The organism is Paraburkholderia phytofirmans (genome assembly GCF_046028095.1).
Classification (GTDB): domain Bacteria; phylum Pseudomonadota; class Gammaproteobacteria; order Burkholderiales; family Burkholderiaceae; genus Paraburkholderia; species Paraburkholderia phytofirmans_A.
On the sequence record NZ_JAQQDJ010000028.1, the window covers coordinates 1 to 21491 of the forward strand.

The following is a 21491-nucleotide window of genomic DNA, read 5'->3' on the forward strand; positions in this document are numbered from 1 at the left end:
ACGGACATCAACGGCTCGATCAACACGAGCGGTAACGGTTCGACCGATATCAGCGGTAACTCGACCGAAGGCAACGGCACGTGGATCGAGCCGAACGCGTCGATCAACACGACCGACAACGGCACGACGAACATCTCGGGTAACTCGACCAATGGCAGTGGCGTGATCAACGATGGCACGATCAACACCACCGACAATGGCACGACCAATATCTCGGGCAATTCGACCAACGGTGACGGCATCGACAATAACGGAACGATCGACACCTCGGGTAACGGCACGACCAATATCTCGGGCGATTCGACCAACGGTACTGGTATCGACAACAACGGCACGATCAACACGTCGGACAATGGCACGACGACCATCGACGGTAACTCGACGAACGGTTCGGGTGTGATCGACAACGGCACGATCAACACGACCGACAACGGTACGACTGTGATCATCGACAACGGCAACATTGCCGGCGGCGATAGCAACGGTACGGCCAATGGCTCAACCAACACCACCGGTGGCGGCGACAGCAACGGCACCGACAACGGTTCGACCAACATCTCGGGTGGCGGCGACAGCAACGGTACGGATAATGGTTCGACCAACATCTCCGGTGGTGGCGACAGCAACGGTACCGACAACGGCTCGGCCAACATTTCGAATGGCGGTCAGACGGGCGGCACCGACGACGGTTCGACCAACGTCTCGGGCGGCGGTAGCGATGCCGCAGAGGGCGGCAGCGCCCATGGCAGCTCCGGCGGTGCTGCTGGAGCGGTGGTCGGCGCAGTCGGTGCAGGCGGTCTTGCTGCATTCATCTGGGCTGACATGGATGCGCACTGGTACCTCGATCAGGCGCAGCCGCTCACGGTGGGAGCAGGTGATGCCGCGTTCTGGGCCGACGCCGAAGTCGAGCATGTGAACGTCGATATGCTGATGCATTTTGCCGATGTGCGTTTGCTCACGCACTCAGGGCCGGTGGACCGTCACCTGGTCTTGCGCGATGGCGCCGACGGCGTGAAGCATTTCACGTCGGAAGACAAGCAATCGAAGATGAAGGCGGATCTGTCGGTCAATGCGCAGACGCATGAGTTCTTCTACACGGAGAGCGGCGTTAAGGATGGCAAGCCATACGTCATCAACTCGCATGGCTGGCTGAAGCACGGCGTGGATCATGCGTTCCCGGTTCATGCTCCGGCAGCCGGCGTCTGATCCTGCGTCCGCACTACTGGCGTCCAGCGCCAGTAGTGCGGCCAACGGGGCAGCGGCGTAATCGGTCTTCTACAGGACAATCTACTCCCGCGCGCTGATTTAGATGATCGAAAGGCGGTGCTCTGCGCACCGCCTTTTTCTATTCTGGCCAAGGACTAGTACTTATTTGAGATTATTCTTGGCTGAAAAATCTAAGATTAATTCTGCGCACGAAAATTGAAGCGGATGCGAATGACATTAAGAAAAATAGAAAAACCATAATCTCAGACGGAATTTTAGGAATTGTCCCATCGCCCTATCACCGCATAAACGGCAGTCACATGCCGCCGATCGGCTTTCCCGACGCAAATCTAGTGCTGGCAGGACCCAAACACATCGCTGACTCCTAAAAATCGGGACGCTTTTTTGGAATAGTCCTATTCGCTTCTGAACATCAAACTTTTACTCTTTCCAGTGTCGGCGGTACGAATCACTGGGATAAAAAACAACCCACAAAAATCGTGTCGCCACCCTGTTTTAATCAAAGCAAGGATTGCTTCCATGTTGTGGCGTAGAAACTCAGTAAATCGGCAAATCACTCAAGCAATGTGGGTCTTGCCGTTGTTGATGACCGGCGTGGTCCACGCCGAGCCAGTCGCCGATTCGAGCGCGCTGGTGGCGGCGCAAAAAGCCATCGTCGATTTCAAGCTTCTGCCCGCAGGAGCCCAGGACGAAGCAGCGGTGCTGCAGTTGCTGCGCGCTCAGGCACAACAACTCGGCGCCGCGCCCCATTCGCTAGACGAAGTCAACCGCTGGTCGGATCAACTGACGGATGCGTTGCGTCAAGGCGGTTTCCCGATTGGTCAGGTGCTGATGACCGAGTCGGACTGGCATGCGCTGCAACAGGGCGGCCAGCCGATGTTTTCCGTCTTTCCCGGCCGCATCGGCGAGATCGAAATCCATAATAAGTCGCGCGTCGCGGATTCCCGTCTGCACAAGCTGATCACGCACGCACTGTGCGGCAGCGATGCGCTCCCGGGCGCCTGTTACCTGAAGACGTCGCGTCTCGAACGTTCGACGCAGCTTCTGCAAGACGTGCCGGGCATCGCACTCGACACTGCCCCGCAATTCGGCCCCGGCGCCGGCACAGGCGACGTAAAGGTCGTGTACGGCATCGCGCAGAAGGGTAAGCCTCTCGCGGCCAATCTGATCTTCGACAACCAGGGTGTGCCGACGACGGGCACGTATCGCATGGGCGGCACCGTCGCCGGAAACAACTTTTTTGGCGCGGGCGAAAGCTACGCATTCACACTGCTCGCCACCGACAAAAAGATGTGGACGGGCGAGTTGGACGGCAGCGTGCCGATCCTGAACGACGGGTTGCGTCTGACCGGCGGTATCAGCCGCCAGCAATACACAACGAACACGATTACGCCGATGGCCGGCGTGGCGACCACAGCCTCCGCTGGCGTGCTGTATCCGTTCGCCCGCGGGCTTGACGCCAATGTCTGGGGCGGTGTGTCGCTGCTGCACAGCCAGACGTCGACGGACTTGAAAGAGTACGACACCTCGACGCACAGCAAGCTCGACTCCATTCGATTCTCCGTGCAGGCCGACAATGGCGACCGCGCGCAGCAACTGCGTACGAACATCGTGACCGGTCAAGCCGCGATCACGCTCGGTCATCAGAGCAACGACTTTCCGTACGGAGACTCGGTTGCCAACCCCGCCGGCAACTACGCAAAGCTCACGGGCAACAGTTTCGGTACTTACGCGCTGAACCGCAGCGGCAATCTGTTCCTGTCGGGACGCATCAACGGGCAGATGACAAACCGCAACCTCGATCCCAGCGAGAAGCTGGCGGCAGGCGGGCCCAATGCGGTGCGCGCGTTTCGCTCCGACGAAATCTCATTCGACGACGGCGTCGTCATCAACCTCGGTCTGTACCAGCGTTTCCCTGTCGCGACAGGTCACCAGATCCAACTCGGTGTGTTCTCCGATTTCGCGATCGGCCGCGTCAACCACACGCCTTGGGCAGGGTGGGAACAGAGCTATCCGGGCATCTCGGACGTCACCAATACGCGCACGCTCGCCGGCTACGGCGTCAGTGTTGACTGGCTCACGCCGATCGGCGCGACGGTCTCGGCATCGGCATCGAAACCTTATGGCTTTTCGTCGGCTTCCTGGGTTGAGCCCGGCAAAAAATCGCTGCAGTACTGGCTGTCGGTCACCTGGAATCACTAACCCGTATCGCATGACACGGGGCCGCCGCGGTTCCGCCCATCACGCACTCACGCTTTGAAGATATTCAATCATTCGGAGAACATCATGAAATTCAGCATCAACAAGTTCGAACACCTCTGCTATCGCCGTGAACATGAGAAGGCGGGCCGCATGCTGCTGGAACTGCTCAACAAGATCGATCAGAACTACGGCGTATTGATGGATGTCGATACGTGGGCACAGTCGGGCGAAGCGCATAACATCATGGACGAGCATTTGCTCGCACGCATCACGTCTGCGATCACCGCGTTGGTCACCGACCCGAAATTCACGATCTCGGACGTTGGTATCAAGCGTCTGATGCTGTTCCAGCGCTGGCTCGCCGCGATGTTCTCGGCAAGCCCTTTCCGTAACGCGGACCACATTCTTCGTTCGCTGGGCATGGATGAAGAGGCGCGCAACGCGATCGAGCTTCGCAACAACGAATTCCGCAAGTTCCAGTTGTTCTACTTGCCGGAATCTGAAGTGCGCGTCGACTGGGATATTCTGTGGAAAGCCAACAAGGTAATGGCCGCAAGCATGGCGACGACGATCATGTCTTCGCGCTTCCTCGGCACGCCGTCCGCGCATCAGAAGCGCGAGATGCTGCTGCGCTGGTTGCCCGAACGGCTGGCAGAAATCGAAAACATCGACACGCTGCCGATGGGCGTCCTGCACGACATGTACATGCATTGCAGCTACGCGGACCTGCCGGGCAAGCACGACATCAAGAAGCCGATCAATACGCTGATCCGCCGCAAGCTCGCGAGCCTCGACATTCAGGATGTGCAGCGCGCTGCCGCGCCGGTTCCCGCCGGCGAAAAGCCCGTGGTCATCGTGGTGCTGGAATGGTTCTCGAAGAACCACTCGATCTATCGCACGCACTCGCAAACAATGGTTGCGATGCGCGACAAGTTCCACCTCGTGGGTATGGGCTACAACGGCCGCGTGGACGATGCGGGCAAGGCCGTCTTCCATGAGTTCATTCCGCTCGAAGGCGCGAATCTGTGGGAAACCGCCCGGCATGTGCGCGAGACGAGCGAAGCACGCCAGGCGCAGATGATGTACATGCCGAGCGTCGGCATGTTCCCAATCACGATGGTGCTTGCCTGCCTGCGCGTCGCCCCGCTGCAGTTGATGGCGCTTGGGCATCCCGCCACGACGCACGGCCAAGCAATGGATTATGTGGTGGTCGAAGAGGACTACGTCGGCGACGAAGCCTGCTTCAGCGAGAAGTTGCTGAAGCTGCCGTCCGACGGCATGCCGTATCGTGCGCCTGCTGCCCTGCTCGAGTTGAATCTGCCGGAGAAGGCGCCCTCGGAAGGCGTGGTGAAGATCGCCGTCGCCGGTACGACGATCAAGCAGAATCCGGGCTTCCTCAATACGTGCGCCCAGATTGCGCGCGAATCGAAGGTGCCGGTGAAGTTTCATTTCCTGATGGGCCAGGCGAACGGCCTGATCTATCCACAAGTGCGCAATCTCATTCGCCGTCTGATGGGCGACGCGGCGGTCGTCCACAAGCATCAGAACTACGCGGGTTATATGAAGGTGATCGCGGGTTGCGATCTGTTCCTGAACCCGTTCCCGTTCGGCAATACGAATGGCATCGTCGATACGGTGTGGGCAGGTCTGGTCGGCGTGTGCAAGACCGGCCGCGAAGTGCATGAGCATATCGACGAAGGCATGTTCCGTCGTCTCGGCTTCCCCGAGTGGATGGTCACCAACACCAACGAAGAGTACAAGGCCGCCGCACTGCGTTTGATCGAGGACGCTCAAGAGCGTAGTGATCTCTCGGCGATGCTGGCGGGTCCGCAGGCCATCGAAAAGCTGATCTTCGCGGGACGTCCGGAAATTCTCGGCGAGCGCATGCAGGCACTGTGGCAAGAGCAGCTCGACGTAGCAAAGTCGCCAGCGGCTGCGTGAGGCAAACATGAACGAAACCAGCAAATCGGCGCTGCGCCGTTCGCACGATCCGGCCTTCATGCAGCACTACTTTGTGGGAGAAGGCCTCGACATCGGCACTGGTGAGGATCCGCTGGCAGCGCACACGCATCTCTTTCCTCGGGCTCGCCGCATCCAGTCGTGGGGCGAGCAGCAAGGCGACGTGGTGCAGATGAAGGGCGCGGACGACGGGTCGTTCGACTTCGTGCACGCCAGTCACGTCCTCGCCGAAGTCACCAATCCGGGCAAGGCGCTGGCAAGGTGGCTGGATCTGTTGAAACCCGGTGGCTATGCGGTTTTGACTCTTCCCGACGAAGACCTGTACGGAAAGGGGACGTGGCCGAACCGCTTCAACAAGCGGCACAAGGCGAGCTTCACGATCTGCAAGCCCGAAAAGCAGTCGGCGCAATCGTTCAATATCGTGGATCTGGTCAAGACTCTCTCGCATATTGCGACTTGCGAACGTGTGAGTCTCGTGCGCGATCACTACGATGAGGCGCGCGGCGACGTGGATCAGACCGCACGCGGTCTTGCTGAATGCGCGATCGAAGTCGTGTTGCGCAGGCGTGCCGTGCCGACAGCGCAGAACATGCTCGACGACATCGTGAAGGCGCGGAGCGCCGAGGCAAGTATCGACGCTGGCCAACGCGCGGTGAAGACTTATCCGTACCGTTTCATGGTCTACCATCGGGCAATGATGGAGTGGCTCCGCTGGGACCGGGAGGATGAGGTCGATCGTATTTTGGACCAATGTGTCGTGCGTCTGCCCAATGAGCATCTGCCGCGTTTGTATCGCGCGTTGCATGCAATTTCGCGCGGCAAGTTGCACGACGGCTTCCGGTTGCGCGAAGCGGCAATGGCGCCGTTCGGCTGGCAACGCCGCACGACGGCGCAACCGCCTGCCACGTTTCCCGAGTGGAAGGGCGAATCGCTCGAGGGCAAGTCGGTCGTGATCTGGAGTGAGTTCGGGCTCGGCGACGAGATCTTCTTCTTTCGTTTCGCTCGCATACTGCGCGAGCGCTGCGGCGCCGCGCGCGTGACGGTGATGTGCCAGACGCCGCTCGTGTCGCTTTTCGAAGTCTCCCGCGAAGCCGACGCCGTTATCGACGCGAAACATGCCGCACAATTGCCGGCGCACGACTACTGGGTGTTCCCGCACGCTATTCCTGCGCATCTGCCGTTGGAACTGGACGCCCTGCCTGTATCGGTGCCCTTTCTGCGCGCGCCGTCTGACAAGGCGCCTGCTTTACTGCGGGCCGGGTCGCATGCGTTGAAAGTCGGCGTGGTATTCAAAGGCGCGCCGACGCATGAAAACGACCATGCACGCTCGCTGCCGTCACTGTCCGTGCTCGACGAACTGTTTCAGCTCGAAGGCGCCGAGTTTTTCAGTCTGCAAAAAGGCGCGGGTGCCGACCAGGCCGCGCAGTACGCGCAACGGTTGTCGAACTTTCATGATCTGGGCGCGGACATCCGCAGCATGGACGAGACTGCGAGCGCCATCGCGGCATTGGATCTCGTGCTGACAGTGGATACGTCGGTTGCGCATGTCGCGGGAGCGATGGGCAAGCCGACGTGGCTGATGTTGCCTTCGTACGGCGATTGGCGTTGGCACTACACGCGGGAAGACAGCCCCTGGTATCCAACAATGCGCCTCTTTCGCCGGCGCTTCGGCGGTGATTGGCCGGAAGTCGTCGCGCGTATTCGCGGCCATCTGTTGACGTTGATCGCATCGAACCTGAATAGCAGAGGCTCGTCAGCCTTTACAGCACGTGCGATCGTTTGAATGCTTCACCCCAAAGGCCTGCGCATCGCGCAGGCCTTTTTCATCCGCACCACATCAACCTTCGCCGTCGATCCTCAACCGGCCGATCACCCCTTTCGCCTGCCCAACCCGCTCCACCAACTCAGGCCCACGCTTCAACGCGACGCCCACCGCGAGAATATCGCCGATCGCCAGATGCGACATGCGCGACGTCATCGGCGAAAACACATCGTTTTCCTCGACCACGTTCGAGAACAGACAGATCGAGGCGACGCGCGCAAGCGGGGAACTGCCATGCGTGATCGCGATCACCTTCGCGCCGCGAGCGAGCGCCGAACGCGCCGCTTCGATGATGTCGCGGGTCCGGCCGGTGTTCGATACCGTGATCACGACATCGCCAGGCCCGAGCAGCGCTGCCGACATCGAGTAAGTATGCGGATCGGAGTACGCAACACTCGGCATGCCGAGCCGGAAAAACTTGTGCTGGATATCCTGCGCGGCGATGCCCGATCCGCCCGCTCCATAGAACTCAATGCGCGCCGCATTCGCCAGCAACTCAACGGCCGCTTCCACGCTATCCGGCGACAGGCTATTACGCACCTCGATCAGCGTGCCGATGGTCCGGTCGAACACTTTGGCGATCAGTCCGGGCGCGCCTTCATCCGGCCGCACGTCCCGATAGACGGTCGGCACCCCCGACGCAATCCCCTGCGCCAGCCGGATCTTGAATTCGCGAAAGCCCGAAAACCCGAGCGCATGACAGAACCGCGCGATGGTCGGCTGGCTCACGCCTGCGCGGGCGGCCACTTCCGTCATCGACAGATCGAGCACCTCGCGCGGCGCCTCGATCACGTAGTCGGCGAGTTTGCGCTCGGAGGGCCGCAACTGCTCGCGCATCTCTTCCACCTGAGACAGCATCATTGGAAAACTCGCACTATGCTGAAGAATGCGTGGACTATATACCGATTGCCGGAAAGGTACAAAAACTACATTCTAGCCTGTAGGTGTAATCCCTAAGTTTTGGATGAAACCCGCGAAGTCTAAGCCCAATGGGCGTTCCGGGCGGTTTGATTATGCGGCAGCGCAGCAGCAATGAACATTGCGATCGTGTAGTTTTTCTACTAAGATGGCGTCGTCAACTGATTCGACATCCCGCGATACCTACCTGGCACAGTGCGCGCATACCCGCACCTCTTCAGCCAGCGACGAAGGAGCTCCGATGGTTTCCCCGCATTCGCAATTGTTGAAGGTCACGCAACGTGTGGTCGAGCGCAGCAAGCCGACGCGTGAGGCGTATCTCGCCCGCATCCACCAGGCGCAGGGCAAGTTTCCGGCGCGCGGCGCGCTCTCCTGCGCCAATCTCGCTCACGGTTTCGCCGGCCTCGAAGGCAACGACAAGCTCGTCATCAAGCAGATCCGCGAGCCGAACATCGGCATCGTGTCCTCGTACAACGAGATGCTGTCGGCTCATGCGCCGTACAAAAACTACCCGGACATCATCAAGCAGGCCGCGCGTGAAAACGGCGGCGTCGCGCAATTCGCGGGCGGCGTACCAGCGATGTGCGACGGCGTCACGCAAGGCAATGCCGGCATGGAACTGTCGCTGTTCTCGCGCGAAGTCATCGCAATGAGCACGGCGGTCGCGCTCACGCACAACATGTTCGACGCGGCGCTATGCCTCGGCATCTGCGACAAGATCGTGCCGGGCCTGCTGATCGGTGCGCTGCAGTTCGGCCATATCCCGACCATCTTCGTGCCGGCCGGCCCGATGGGCAGCGGCCTGTCCAACGACGACAAAGCCAAGACGCGCCAGCTCTTCGCGACCGGCCAGTGCGACCGCAACGCGCTGCTTGAAGCGGAAGCCGCCGCGTATCACAGCCACGGCACCTGCACGTTCTACGGCACCGCGAACAGCAACCAGATGCTGATGGAAGTGATGGGCCTGCATCTGCCGAGTTCGGCTTTCGTGCATCCGCATACGCCGCTGCGCGACGCGCTGACCGCGCAGGCCGCGCGCCGCGTGCTCGACCTGACCGTGGACCGCGGCAACTACATGCCGATCGGCCACGTGGTGGATGAAAAAGCGATCGTCAACGGCATCGTCGCCTTGCTGGCGACGGGCGGCTCGACCAACCACACGCTGCATCTGGTGGCGATTGCACGCGCCGCGGGCATCGTGATCGATTGGGATGATTTCGACACGCTGTCGCAAGCCGTGCCTTTGCTTGCAAAGATTTATCCGAACGGTAAGGCCGACGTGAACCACTTCCACGCGGCCGGCGGCGTCGCGTTCCTGGTGCGCAATCTGCTGGAAGGCGGCTTGCTGCACGAAGACGTGAACACCGTCGCGGGCAAGGGCCTGAAGCACTACACGGAAGAGCCGAAGCTGATCGACGGCAAGCTGCAATGGGTGCCGGGCGCGCAAACCAGCGAAGACACGGCGGTGCTGCGCGGCATCAAGGAACCGTTCCAGCCGGACGGCGGATTGCGTCTGATGAAGGGCAAGCTCGGCCGCGGCGTCATCAAGATTTCGGCGGTCGCGACGCAGCATCGCAAGGTGAAGGCGCCGGCGATCGTGTTCGATTCGCAGGAAGCCGTGCAGGAAGCGTTCGACAAGCACGAGCTGAAGCGCGACTTCATCGCCGTCGTGCGCTTCCAGGGCGCGCGGGCAAACGGCATGCCTGAGCTGCATCGTTTGACGCCGCTGCTCGGTGTGTTGCAGGATCAAGGTTTCCATGTTGCACTGGTCACGGACGGCCGCATGTCCGGCGCGTCGGGCAAGGTGCCGGCGGTAATTCATCTTTCTCCGGAAGCGTTGCTGGAAGGGCCGATCGGCAAGGTGCGCACCGGCGACATGCTGGTGATCGACGCCGAAGCCGGCGTGCTCGACATCGAGATCGACGCAGCCGAATGGGCAGCCCGGCCTAACGCCGTGCCGCAGCATCAGGCGGAAAACGAAGTCGGCTTCGGCCGCGAACTGTTCGGTGTATTCCGTGCGGCGGCGGCGCCGGCGGAGCAGGGTGCGTCGGTATTCGGCGCGATGGTGGGCGAGCGTTCGGCGCTTCACGGCGAAGCAGCCAAAGCTCACACCGCAAAACACACAAGCACCACTCACGCCAGCTAAGTGCTGCAGAACAAGGAGTCTGACTATGACGTCGAAAACAGTTAGCGATATCGTGCGCCTCGGCCCGGTGATTCCGGTGCTCGCGTTCGACTCGGTCGAACAGGGTGAACACGTATCTCGCGCGCTGCACGCGGGTGGCGTGAAGGTGCTGGAAATCACCTTGCGCACCGCAGCAGGCCTCGAAGCGATCGAACGCGCGAGCCAGTTGGCCGAAGATATCGTGGTCGGTGTCGGCACGATTACGAAGCCCGAGCATTGCGCTCAAGCCAAGAAGGCGGGCGCGCAGTTCGGCGTCTCCCCTGGCCTGACGAGAGACATGCACAAGGCCGCGCAGGATGCGGGCTTGCCGCTGCTGCCGGGCGTGATGACGCCGACGGACATCATCACGGCGCTCGAACTCGGCTATGAGATCGTGAAGTTTTTCCCGGCGCAGCAAGCCGGCGGCGTGCCGATGCTGCAAGCGTTCCACGGCCCGTTCCCGACTCTGAAGTTCTGCCCGACCGGCGGCATCACGGCGGAAACGGCCACGCATTTCCTGTCGCTGCCGAACGTGGTGTGCGTGGGCGGTTCGTGGCTCACGCCGAAAGCCGCGCTCGCCGCGCAAAACTGGGACGAGGTCACGCGTCTGGCGCGTGCCGCGAGCCAGTTGGCGGCACCGGCTCACTAAGTTGAAGCCGCGCGCTCGTTAACCCTTTATCAAGGTCCGACACAAAGGAGCCTCGTCGATACAGCTGTTCAGGCTGTCTTGACGAGGCTCTTTTGCGATATGCGCGCAGAATTGGCGCACGTTTGCAGATAACAAACAGTAAAATTCAGCGTCCGCGCGGTCAGCCCGGTTTCAAGGTGCCGCACAGGTCGCCGTGAGACAAGGTGCTGGCTGTGTTCCGCACGCACTTCAAATCAATAACGCAAAAGGAGGGGCTTCATGGAAGCTGTCCACGGCAGCACGCTGCTAGTCTTTGCGGTGATCGCCATCGCATTGCTGATCCTGCTGATCACACGCTACAAGGTCTATCCGTTCCTCGTTCTGATCATCGTGTCGCTGCTGCTGGGTCTTGCATCCGGCATGCCGATGTCGACCATCGTCAAATCGTTCGAAACGGGTAACGGCAATACGCTCGGGCACATCGCCATCGTGGTCGGTTTAGGCACGATGCTCGGCAAGATGATGGCCGAATCGGGCGGCGCCGAGCGCATCGCCACTACGTTGATCGACTTTTTCGGCGAGAAGAACATCCACTGGGCGATGATGATCGTGGCGATTATCGTCGGCTTGCCGGTGTTCTTCGAAGTCGGGTTCGTGCTGCTGATTCCTATTGCGTTCAACGTCGCGAAACGCACCAACAAGTCGTTGCTGCTGGTCGGCTTGCCGATGGTCGCGGGTCTGTCCGTTGTGCACGGGCTGCTTCCGCCGCATCCGGCCGCGATGCTCGCGGTGCAGGCGTATCACGCGGATATCGGTCGGACCATCGCTTATGGGCTGATTGTCGGTGTGCCGACCGCAATCGTCGCGGGTCCGCTGTTCGCGTTGATGATCAGCCGCTATATCAAGCTGCCGAAAGACAACGCGCTCGCCGCGCAATTCCTGGGTCACGGTGACGAAACTAAAGACGGCGCACAAAACGCGGCACCTAAGCGCGAACTGCCGAGCTTCGGCATCACGCTGCTCACGATCCTGCTGCCGGTGATTCTGATGCTGGTCGGAAGCTGGGCCGATCTCTTCACCACGCCGAAAACCTTGCCGAACGATCTGCTGCACTTCGCCGGCAACTCGGACGTCGCGCTGCTGATCGCAGTGCTGGTGAGCTTCTGGACATTCGGTGCGAGCCGCGGTTTCACTCGCGAGCAGATCCAGAAATTCTGCGGCGACTGTCTCGCGCCGATCGCGGGCATTACGCTGATCGTCGGCGCGGGCGGCGGTTTCGGGCGCGTGCTGATGGACAGCGGCATTTCGAAGGAAATCGTCAATGTGGCAACGGCCATGCATCTGTCGCCGCTGTTGTTCGGCTGGCTGGTGGCCGCATTGATTCGTCTGGCCACGGGTTCGGCGACGGTCGCCATGACCACGGCGTGCGGCATCGTCGCGCCGATCGCTTCGGCTAGCGGCGTGCATGTCGAGCCGGAATTGCTGGTGCTGGCCACCGGTTCGGGCTCGCTGATTTTCTCGCACGTGAACGACGGCGGTTTCTGGCTGATCAAGGAATACTTCGGTATGACGGTGGGGCAGACCTTCAAGACATGGTCGCTCCTCGAAACCATCATTTCACTGATGGGCTTGGGTTTGACCTTCGCACTCGCGGCGGTCGTGTAAGGAGTTTTTGATGATTCTGATCGCAATGGGCGTGTCGGGCGCCGGCAAGACGAGAATTGGCGAAATGCTGGCGGAGCGCCTGCATTGCGCGTTCACCGACGGCGACGCGTTTCACAGCGCCGCCAACAAAGAGAAAATGCACCACGGCATTCCGCTTACCGACGAAGACCGGTGGCCGTGGCTGCAAACCATCCGCGTGGCGATCGTCGAGAAGCAGCAGGCGGGTGAGACGGCGGTGTTCACGTGCTCTTCCCTGAAGCGCTCGTACCGCGACGTTTTGCGCGACGGCGACAAGGATGTGTGCTTCGTGTATCTGAAGGGTTCGCGTGAAGTGCTGGAGCAGCGGCTGACCACACGCACCGGGCATTTCTTCGATCCGTCGCTGTTGCAAAGCCAGCTCGATACACTCGAAGAGCCGGGCGCGGACGAAGCGATCACGGTGAGCATCGAATTGTCGCCGGAAGAGATCGTCGTTGAAGTGCTGAAGCAGGTTGAAGCGCGCAAGTGAGTTTTTGTTTTCGCTGCTGCAAATAAAAAACCGCTCCACGGAGCGGTTTTTTTACGCCTCGACTTTAACGAGGCCATGCACGACGTTAGCCGATCAAGCGATCCGCTTAGCCAATTCAACCGCCTTGCCGATATAGGAACCCGGCGTCATCGCGAGCAAGCGGTCTTTCGCGTCCTGCGGAATCGCGAGACCGTTGACGAACGTTTGCAGCGCTTCACGCGTGATGCCCTTGCCGCGCGTCAATTCCTTCAACTGCTCGTACGGATTCTCGATGCCGTAACGGCGCATCACGGTTTGCACCGGCTCGGCCAGCACTTCCCAGCAGTTGTCGAGGTCTTCGTTCAGACGCTGTGCATTCACTTCGAGCTTGTCCAGACCGCGGATCAGCGAGTCGTACGCGAGCAGCGAGTAACCGAACGCGACGCCGATATTGCGCAGCACCGTCGAATCGGTCAGGTCGCGCTGCCAGCGCGAGACGGGCAGCTTGTCGGCGAGATGGCGCAGCGTGGCGTTAGCCAGGCCGAGGTTGCCTTCCGAGTTCTCGAAGTCGATCGGATTGACCTTGTGCGGCATGGTCGACGAACCGATTTCGCCGGCCTTGGTGCGCTGCTTGAAGTAACCGACCGAGATGTAGCCCCACACGTCGCGGTCCAGATCCAGCAGGATCGTGTTGGCGCGCGAGACCGCGTCGAACAGTTCGGCCATGTAGTCGTGCGGCTCGATCTGGATCGTGTACGGATTGAACGTGAGCTTCAGACGCTGCTCGACCACTTCGCGCGAGAACGCTTCCCAGTCGAACTCCGGATAGGCCGACAGATGCGCGTTGAAGTTGCCGACCGCGCCGTTCATTTTGCCGAGCAGTTCGACCTTGGCGATACGGTCGATCGCGCGCTCCAGGCGGGCCGCGACGTTGGCGAGTTCCTTGCCGAGCGTGGTCGGGCTGGCCGGCTGGCCGTGCGTGCGCGACAGCATCGGCTGTTCAGCGTGCGCGTGGGCCAGTGCGATCAGACGCTGATGCACCGAGCGCAGCGCCGGCAGAATCACGTGTTCGCGAGCGCCCGCCAGCATCAGGCCGTGCGAGGTGTTGTTGATGTCTTCCGACGTACACGCGAAGTGGATGAACTCGCTCGCGCGCTCCAGTTCCGCCTGACCCTTCACCGATTCCTTCAGCCAGTATTCGACCGCTTTCACGTCGTGATTCGTCACACGTTCGATTTCCTTGATGCGCGCGGCGTCGTGCGCGGTGAAGCGCTCGGCCAGTTGCAGCAGGAATTGTTCGGACGCTTCGGAAAAGCGCGGCACTTCGGCGAAACCGGCGCGCGAGAGCGCGATCAGCCAATGGATTTCGACCGTCACGCGATTGCGCATGAAAGCGGCTTCCGAGAGCCAGTCGCGCAGGGCTTCGGTTTTCGAGGCGTAGCGGCCGTCGAGCGGGGAGAGCGCGTTCAGCGCGAACAGGGTGTCGGGGCGGGTGTCGGACATGATGGGGGCGTGGCGCAAGGATGAAAACGCGGAGGAAACTGCGGGAATCGCGAATTTTACCACCGGACGCTGATTGGCCTGATTTCGACGCGGCGCCGCGCGGCGCGTGTGCGGCGGCTAGCCCGGATAGCCCTCGTAGCCGGGAAACAGGGTTGGCAGCGTGAACGGTGGTAGCGAATAGCGGGAAAAACAGCGCGAGGTGGACGCGGGGTGGACCAGATGCAGGCAGCTCGCCTGCGGATCGTCCACGGCGATCACGTTGCGGCCTGCTTCGACTACGCGCCGGATGAAGCTCTCGTCGTCGCACAGGTTGATGTCGTCGAAGGCCGAGATCGCGGCAAGCGCTTTGTCATACACATACGAGAAGCCGTAGAACAGGATGAAATCCGCGCCGATCTGCATCTTCTCGTGGAATTCGATATGGCTGACCGAACGGCCGCTCAGTTCGTAGTGCAGGCCCACTTTCGCGTTCAGGTCCATGTAGCCGAAGAATTGCGTGTGCGGCGCGTACATGAAGAAGCCCGACAGCTTGATGAGGTCCGCGCGGTTCTCCTGCATCGTCCTGACCATGTGTGCGAGGTAATGCGGCGCGTAGTGGTCGTCATCGTCGAAATGGGCGATGACCGAACCGCGCGATTCCGCGATCAGCGCGTTGCGCTTGGCGCCGATCGACATGCGCGCGGCGGAATGAAAGTAGCGAATGCGCGTGTCCTGCAAGGCCAGCGCCTGCAAATACGCGCTCGGCTCGGGGCTATCGTCGAGGACCAACCATTCCCAGTCGACTTGCTGGCGAAGCACGCAGCGCGCGATGGCCGGCAGGAAACGGTCGCGATCGGCCGTCGGCGTGATGATGGAGACGAGTGGGGGCATGGCGGGTCTCGCGCACGGAAAGGCGCGTTGTCAAAGAGAGTTGATGGAGGGCGCGGCGGGCTGGCCGCCGGGGCGTGCGCGCAGCAAGATAGCGGCTCGCGGCCGGCCGGCGCCATCGGCGCAATCCGATTTCCTGATGGAGGGTTATCACGCGGCCTCTCGCACGGCCGCGCCTACCCGTCTCACGACACCCACTAGAATGCTGACTTCCTCTCTCCCGTCGGCAGCAGGCCCCGCATGGAACTGAAATGGCTCGAAGACTTCGTTTCGCTCGCGGAAACGCGTAGTTTCAGCCGCTCGGCTGAATTGCGCCACGTCACGCAGCCGGCGTTCTCCCGGCGGATTCAGGCGCTCGAAGCATGGCTCGGCACGGAGCTGATCGACCGCTCGGTCTATCCGACGCGGCTCACGGCGGCCGGCCAGGTGTTCAACGAGCAGGCGCTCGCGATGCTCTCGCAGTTCCACGAAGCCCGTGCACTGCTGCGCGGCCACACCGCGACGCCGCAGGCGACCATCGAGTTCGCCGTGCCACATACGTTGTCGTTGACCTACTTCCCGCGCTGGCTGCAGCGGATCGAAGCCCATCTGGGTCCGATCCACACGCGTCTGCGAGCCCTGAACGTGCACGACGCGGCGTTGTCGCTGGTGGAAGGCGGCTGCGATCTGATGATGGGCTATCACCATCCCAGCCATCCGGTCGCGCTCGATCCGGGCCGCTACGACATGCTGACGCTCGGCAACGAACCGATCAGTCCGTTCTCGGCGCCGGGCCGCGCCGGCCGGCCGCGTCACACGTTGCCGGGCACGGCCGAGGCGCCCACGCCTTACCTGTCGTACACGCCGAACGCGTACTTGGGCCGCATGACCGAAGTGATCCTGGCCAATGCGCCGGAGCGCCTGTACCTCGATCGCCTCTACGAAACCGACATGGCCGAAGGACTCAAGGCGATGGCGCTGGCCGGACACGGCATCGCCTTCCTGCCGCACAGCGCGGTGGAAGACGCGGTCGCCGACGGCAAGCTGATCCGTTTGGACCGCGCCACGCGCGGCACGCCGGAAGGCCAGCTCACGCTGACCATGGAGATTCGTCTCTATCGCGACAAGCTCGCGGCGAAGAGCGACGACGCGCGGCAGATTCTCGCGCGTCAATTGTGGGAGGTGGTGTCGGAGGAACTGGCGCAAGGCACGGCCTGAAATCCTGCCTGCCGACGACGCGAATTTGCGGCTTCTTGATGGTTATGCAAAAAAAACATAATCGGATAAGGAAACGGCATTGGATTTCAAAACGGCGTTTTTCCACAATGCTGTCATTCGTTCAACGCCGGAGCGTTCATGTCATCCCAGCAACAGGCAGCACAAGCAGCCCAATCCGCATCAACGTTGCAGTCGGTTCCTTCCTACCTGAATAAAGACGATCTCGGCCCGTGGGGCAACTACCTGCGCCAGGTCGATCGCGTCGCGCCGTATCTCGGCTCGCTGTCCCGCTGGCTCGAAACCCTGAAGCGCCCGAAGCGCATTCTGATCGTCGACGTGCCTATCGAACTCGATAACGGCACGGTCGCTCACTTCGAAGGCTATCGCGTGCAGCACAACGTGTCGCGCGGTCCGGGCAAGGGCGGTGTGCGTTACCACCAGGACGTGACGTTGTCGGAAGTGATGGCCTTGTCGGCGTGGATGTCGGTGAAGAACGCTGCCGTGAACGTGCCGTACGGCGGCGCGAAGGGCGGCATCCGTGTCGATCCGCGCACCTTGTCGCGTGGTGAGCTGGAGCGTGTGACGCGCCGCTACACCAGCGAAATCGGCATCATCATCGGACCGAATACCGACATTCCCGCGCCGGACGTGAACACGAACGAGCAGATCATGGCGTGGATGATGGACACGTACTCGATGAACCAGGGCCAAACGGCCACCGGCGTCGTGACGGGCAAGCCGATCACGCTGGGCGGTTCGCTCGGCCGCCGCGAGGCGACGGGCCGTGGCGTGTTCGTCACGGCTTCGGAAGCCGCGCGCCGTATCGGCGTCGACATCGAAGGCGCACGCATTGCGGTTCAAGGTTTCGGTAACGTGGGCGGCATCGCGGCGCGTCTGTTCCAGGAAGCCGGTTCGAAGCTGGTTGCGGTGCAGGATCACACCGGCTCGCTGTACAAGTCGACCGGTATCGACGCCGTCGCACTGCTCGAGCACGTGGCGAAGACGGGCGGCGTGGGTGGTTTCCCCGAAGCCGACGCAGTCACGAACGAAGAGTTCTGGACCGTCGAATCGGACATCCTGATTCCGGCGGCGCTGGAAAACCAGATCACCGAAAAGAACGCCAGCAAGATCAAGACGAAGATCGTCGTGGAAGGCGCGAACGGCCCGACCACCACGGCTGCGGACGACATCCTGCACGATCGCGGCATCCTCGTGATTCCGGACGTGGTGGCCAATGCCGGCGGCGTGACCGTGTCGTACTTCGAATGGGTGCAGGACTTCTCGAGCTTCTTCTGGACGGAAGACGAGATCAACCAGCGCCTCGAGCGTGTGATGCGTGAAGCGTTTGCCGCAGTGTGGCAGGTGGCGAGCGAGCAGAAGGTGTCGGTGCGGACGGCGGCGTTTATCGTCGCGTGTAAGCGGATCCTGGAAGCACGCGAACTGCGCGGCCTGTATCCCTGATCTTTCCGCTTTTTGTTTGCTGCAAACGGCGGTTCCGCTACCCCGCAGGGCCGCCGCCAACTCTTGCTTCAACGCGGTCCACAAGACGGCGTGTTCGACCCGGCGGGCGGCATCGTATCGATGCCGCCCGCCTTTGCATATGCGGAAAGGTTGACCGACCGGCCTGAAGCGCCGCAAAGCTGTAGCGGCGCACACGCAACAACATGGTTTATAGCGATACTTTCAGAATAATTACTTTGCTAAACTGGCGCCGGTTCTTGCCAAGGAGATCACACATGAAGGTTAAAAAAGCTGCGCTGCTGCTCGCGACTCTCGGACTGTTTACGGTTGGCGCGCATGCGCAAGACGCTGGTACGCTGAAAAAGATCAAGGACACGGGTGTCATTTCGCTGGGTCATCGCGAATCGTCGATCCCGTTTTCGTATTACGACGACAAACAGAACGTTATCGGCTACTCGCAGGAATTCGCTCTGAAGGTCGTAGAGGCAGTGAAGCAGAAGCTGAACATGCCGAACCTGAAGGTGAAGCTCACGCCGGTCACGTCGCAAAACCGTATTCCGCTGGTGCAGAACGGCACCGTCGACATGGAATGCGGCTCCACCACCAACAATGCTGAACGTCAGCAACAGGCTGCCTTCTCGAACACGATCTTCGTGATCGGCACGCGCCTGATGACCAAGAAAGACTCCGGCATCAAGGACTGGGCGGACCTGAAGGGCAAGACGGTCGTCACGACCGCCGGCACCACGTCCGAGCGCCTGCTTCGCAAGATGAACCAGGACAAGAGCATGGGCATGAACATCATCAGCGCGAAGGACCACGGCGAGTCGTTCCTGACGCTCTCCACGGGCCGCGCCGCTGCCTTCATGATGGACGACGCGCTGCTCGCGGGCGAACGCGCAAAGTCGAACAATCCGGGCGATTTCGTGATCGTCGGCACGCCGCAATCGCATGAAGCGTACGGCTGCATGATTCGCAAGAACGATCCGGAGTTCAAGAAGGTGGTGGACGACGCGATCGCCAAGGTCGAAACCTCGGGCGAAGCCGACGCGATCTACAAGAAGTGGTTCGAATCGCCGATTCCGCCGAAGGGACTGAACCTGAACTTCCCGGAAAGCGACGATATCAAGGCTCTCTACAAGAGCCCGAATGACAAGGCAATCGATTAAACCTTAGCTGTTTTTTTGAAACGCTGAACGAAACGGAAGGGGCCACGCGCTTCTTCCGTTTCTTTTTGCTGGAGTCTTGGTCATGTCATATCACTGGAACTGGGGCATTCTGCTGAGTCCCGTCTCCACCGGCGAGCCGACCACTTATCTGGGCTGGCTGCTGTCGGGCTTCTGGGTGACGATTACCGTGTCGCTGTCGGCGTGGGTGATCGCGCTGATCGGCGGTTCGTTGTTCGGCGTGCTGCGCACGGTGCCGAATAAATGGGCGTCGGGCATCGGCACGCTGTATGTCGCGATTTTCCGTAACATCCCGCTGATCGTGCAGTTCTTTATCTGGTATCTGGTGATACCGGAGTTGCTGCCTGTTTCAATAGGCAACTGGTTCAAGCAACTGCCGCCCAGCGCGCAGTTTTTCTCGTCGTCGATCATCTGTCTCGGGCTTTTCACGGCTGCGCGCGTGTGCGAGCAGGTGCGCTCGGGTATCAACGCGTTGCCGAAGGGTCAGCGCGCCGCGGGTCTCGCCATGGGCTTCACACAATGGCAGACGTATCGCTATGTGCTGCTGCCGGTCGCCTACCGGATCATCGTGCCGCCGCTGACGTCCGAGTTTCTGAATATCTTCAAGAACTCGGCGGTTGCATCGACGATCGGTCTGCTCGATCTGTCCGCCCAGGCGCGCCAACTGGTCGACTACACGTCGCAGACGTATGAGTCGTTCATCGCGGTCACGATCGCGTACATGCTGATCAATCTGGTCGTGATGCAACTCATGCGCTGGGTCGAAGCCAAGACCCGGTTGCCCGGCTATATCGGAGGCAAGTAATGCATCATTTCGACTGGAGCGGTATTCCGGGCGCATTGCCTACGCTGTGGACCGGCGCCATCGTCACGCTCAAGATCACGCTGATCGCGATCGTGTTCGGCATTGTCTGGGGCACCATTCTCGCCATGTTGCGGTTGTCGTCGTTCAAACCCTTCGAGTGGTTCGCGAAGGGCTACGTGACGATCTTCCGTTCCATCCCGCTGGTGATGGTGCTGCTGTGGTTCTTCCTGATCGTGCCGCAAGTGCTGCAAAACGTACTCGGGTTGTCGCCGGATATCGACATTCGCCTCGCGTCGGCCATGGTCGCTTTCTCGTTGTTCGAGGCGGCGTACTATTCGGAGATCATCCGCGCCGGCATTCAGTCGGTGCCGCGCGGGCAGGTCAACGCGGCGTTCGCGCTCGGCATGAGCTACTCGCAGGCCATGCGTCTGATCGTGCTGCCGCAGGCGTTCCGCGCCATGGTGCCGCTGCTGCTCACGCAGGGTATCGTGCTGTTTCAGGATACGTCGCTCGTCTACGTGATCAGCCTCGCCGACTTCTTCCGCACCGCCACGAATATTGGCGACCGTGACGGTACGAATGTCGAGATGGTACTGTTCGCGGGCGCGTGTTATTTCGTGATCTGTGTGGTCGCGTCGAGCCTCGTCAAAGGTCTTCAGAAAAAGGTCGCAAGATGATCTCTATCAAGAATGTTTCGAAGTGGTACGGCCAGTTTCAAGTGCTGACCGACTGCACGACGGAAGTCAAAAAGGGTGAAGTGGTGGTGGTGTGCGGGCCGTCCGGCTCGGGCAAGTCCACGCTGATCAAAACCGTCAACGGCCTCGAGCCGTTCCAGAAGGGCGAGATCGTCATCAACGGGCAGTCGCTCACCGACAAGAAAACCAATCTGTCGAAGCTGCGTGCGAAGGTCGGCATGGTGTTCCAGCACTTCGAGCTGTTTCCGCATCTGTCGATCGTGCAGAACCTCACGCTCGCGCAGGTGAAGGTGCTCGGCCGCTCGAACGACGAAGCTACAGCGAAGGGTTTGAAGCTGCTCGATCGCGTCGGCCTGCGTGCGCATGCGGACAAGTTTCCGGGGCAGTTGTCGGGCGGTCAGCAGCAGCGTGTGGCGATTGCTCGCGCGTTGTCGATGGATCCGATCGCCATGTTGTTCGACGAGCCGACTTCGGCGCTCGATCCGGAAATGATCAACGAAGTGCTCGACGTGATGGTCGAACTCGCGCAGGAAGGCATGACCATGATGTGCGTGACGCACGAAATGGGCTTCGCGAAGAAGGTCGCGCACCGCGTGATCTTCATGGACAAGGGCTTGATCGTGGAAGACGACCGCAAGGAAGACTTCTTCGCCAATCCGAAGTCGGATCGCGCGAAGGACTTTCTGGCGAAGATCCTGCACTGA

General features: G+C 60.9%; 17 protein-coding genes. 14 read left to right on the forward strand and 3 right to left on the reverse strand.

From position 1 onward, the window contains the following. The 4 genes from PQR54_RS38240 to PQR54_RS38255 form a co-directional block, all read left to right on the forward strand. The coding region (locus PQR54_RS38240) for a beta strand repeat-containing protein (RefSeq protein WP_408255215.1) at positions 1-1206 on the forward strand (1206 nt) is incomplete at its 5' end. A 585-nt stretch (positions 1207-1791) separates the two neighbouring features. Then, the gene (locus PQR54_RS38245) at positions 1792-3429 is read left to right on the forward strand and encodes a ShlB/FhaC/HecB family hemolysin secretion/activation protein (protein ID WP_408255217.1); all 1638 of its coding nucleotides are present in this window, start codon (positions 1792-1794) and stop codon (positions 3427-3429) included. An 84-nt stretch (positions 3430-3513) separates the two neighbouring features. Continuing rightward, positions 3514-5370: a peptide transporter gene (locus PQR54_RS38250; protein WP_408255219.1), complete on the forward strand. Its 1857-nt coding sequence runs from the start codon at positions 3514-3516 to the stop codon at positions 5368-5370. A 7-nt stretch (positions 5371-5377) separates the two neighbouring features. After that, a complete protein-coding gene (locus PQR54_RS38255; protein ID WP_408255220.1) occupies positions 5378-7171 on the forward strand; it encodes a methyltransferase domain-containing protein in 1794 nt (597 codons plus the stop codon). Positions 7172-7225: 54 nt separating this feature from the next. Here the strand turns inward: PQR54_RS38255 and PQR54_RS38260 are convergent, their stop codons facing one another. After that, positions 7226-8071, reverse strand: coding sequence for a MurR/RpiR family transcriptional regulator (locus PQR54_RS38260; RefSeq protein ID WP_408255222.1), 846 nt, complete (start codon positions 8069-8071; stop codon positions 7226-7228). A gap of 298 nt (positions 8072-8369) precedes the next feature. On the opposite strand from PQR54_RS38260, the gene edd reads away from it, so the two are divergent. The 4 genes from edd (at position 8370) to PQR54_RS38280 (ending at position 13093) form a co-directional block, all read left to right on the forward strand. Then, positions 8370-10274, forward strand: a complete 1905-nt coding sequence (edd, locus tag PQR54_RS38265; RefSeq protein ID WP_408255225.1) for a phosphogluconate dehydratase — start codon at positions 8370-8372, stop codon at positions 10272-10274. A 25-nt stretch (positions 10275-10299) separates the two neighbouring features. After that, complete coding sequence (gene eda / locus PQR54_RS38270; protein WP_408255227.1) at positions 10300-10941, forward strand: bifunctional 4-hydroxy-2-oxoglutarate aldolase/2-dehydro-3-deoxy-phosphogluconate aldolase; 642 nt, start codon at positions 10300-10302, stop codon at positions 10939-10941. Between the two features lie 258 nt (positions 10942-11199). Next, entirely contained in the window at positions 11200-12585 is a 1386-nt protein-coding gene (locus PQR54_RS38275; RefSeq protein ID WP_408255229.1) for a GntP family permease, read from the forward strand. A 10-nt stretch (positions 12586-12595) separates the two neighbouring features. Continuing rightward, positions 12596-13093, forward strand: a complete 498-nt coding sequence (locus PQR54_RS38280) for a gluconokinase (RefSeq protein ID WP_408255231.1) — start codon at positions 12596-12598, stop codon at positions 13091-13093. A gap of 93 nt (positions 13094-13186) precedes the next feature. Here PQR54_RS38280 and purB read toward each other — a convergent pair whose 3' ends face one another. Together purB and PQR54_RS38290 are read right to left on the reverse strand one after the other, a co-directional pair. Continuing rightward, on the reverse strand, positions 13187-14575 hold the full coding sequence (purB, locus tag PQR54_RS38285; protein WP_408255233.1) for an adenylosuccinate lyase: 1389 nt from the start codon (positions 14573-14575) through the stop codon (positions 13187-13189). Positions 14576-14692: 117 nt separating this feature from the next. Further along, entirely contained in the window at positions 14693-15445 is a 753-nt protein-coding gene (locus PQR54_RS38290) for a glycosyltransferase family 2 protein (RefSeq protein ID WP_408255236.1), read from the reverse strand. Between the two features lie 237 nt (positions 15446-15682). On the opposite strand from PQR54_RS38290, the gene PQR54_RS38295 reads away from it, so the two are divergent. The 6 genes from PQR54_RS38295 to PQR54_RS38320 all read left to right on the forward strand — a co-directional run bounded on the left by PQR54_RS38295 (position 15683) and on the right by PQR54_RS38320 (position 21491). Next, positions 15683-16639: a LysR family transcriptional regulator gene (locus PQR54_RS38295; RefSeq protein ID WP_408255239.1), complete on the forward strand. Its 957-nt coding sequence runs from the start codon at positions 15683-15685 to the stop codon at positions 16637-16639. A gap of 138 nt (positions 16640-16777) precedes the next feature. Next, positions 16778-18100, forward strand: a complete 1323-nt coding sequence (locus tag PQR54_RS38300; protein ID WP_408255242.1) for a Glu/Leu/Phe/Val family dehydrogenase — start codon at positions 16778-16780, stop codon at positions 18098-18100. 275 nt (positions 18101-18375) lie between these two features. Beyond that, positions 18376-19269, forward strand: coding sequence for a glutamate/aspartate ABC transporter substrate-binding protein (locus PQR54_RS38305; RefSeq protein ID WP_106284010.1), 894 nt, complete (start codon positions 18376-18378; stop codon positions 19267-19269). An 82-nt stretch (positions 19270-19351) separates the two neighbouring features. Beyond that, the gene (locus PQR54_RS38310; RefSeq protein ID WP_408255245.1) at positions 19352-20092 is read left to right on the forward strand and encodes an amino acid ABC transporter permease; all 741 of its coding nucleotides are present in this window, start codon (positions 19352-19354) and stop codon (positions 20090-20092) included. Next, positions 20092-20769 carry a glutamate/aspartate ABC transporter permease GltK gene (gene gltK, locus PQR54_RS38315; RefSeq protein ID WP_408219013.1) on the forward strand — a complete coding sequence of 226 codons (678 nt, stop codon included), beginning with the start codon at positions 20092-20094 and terminating at the stop codon, positions 20767-20769. The genes PQR54_RS38310 and gltK overlap by 1 nt, the downstream gene beginning before the upstream one ends. After that, a complete protein-coding gene (locus PQR54_RS38320; RefSeq protein WP_012434314.1) occupies positions 20766-21491 on the forward strand; it encodes an amino acid ABC transporter ATP-binding protein in 726 nt (241 codons plus the stop codon). The genes gltK and PQR54_RS38320 overlap by 4 nt, the downstream gene beginning before the upstream one ends.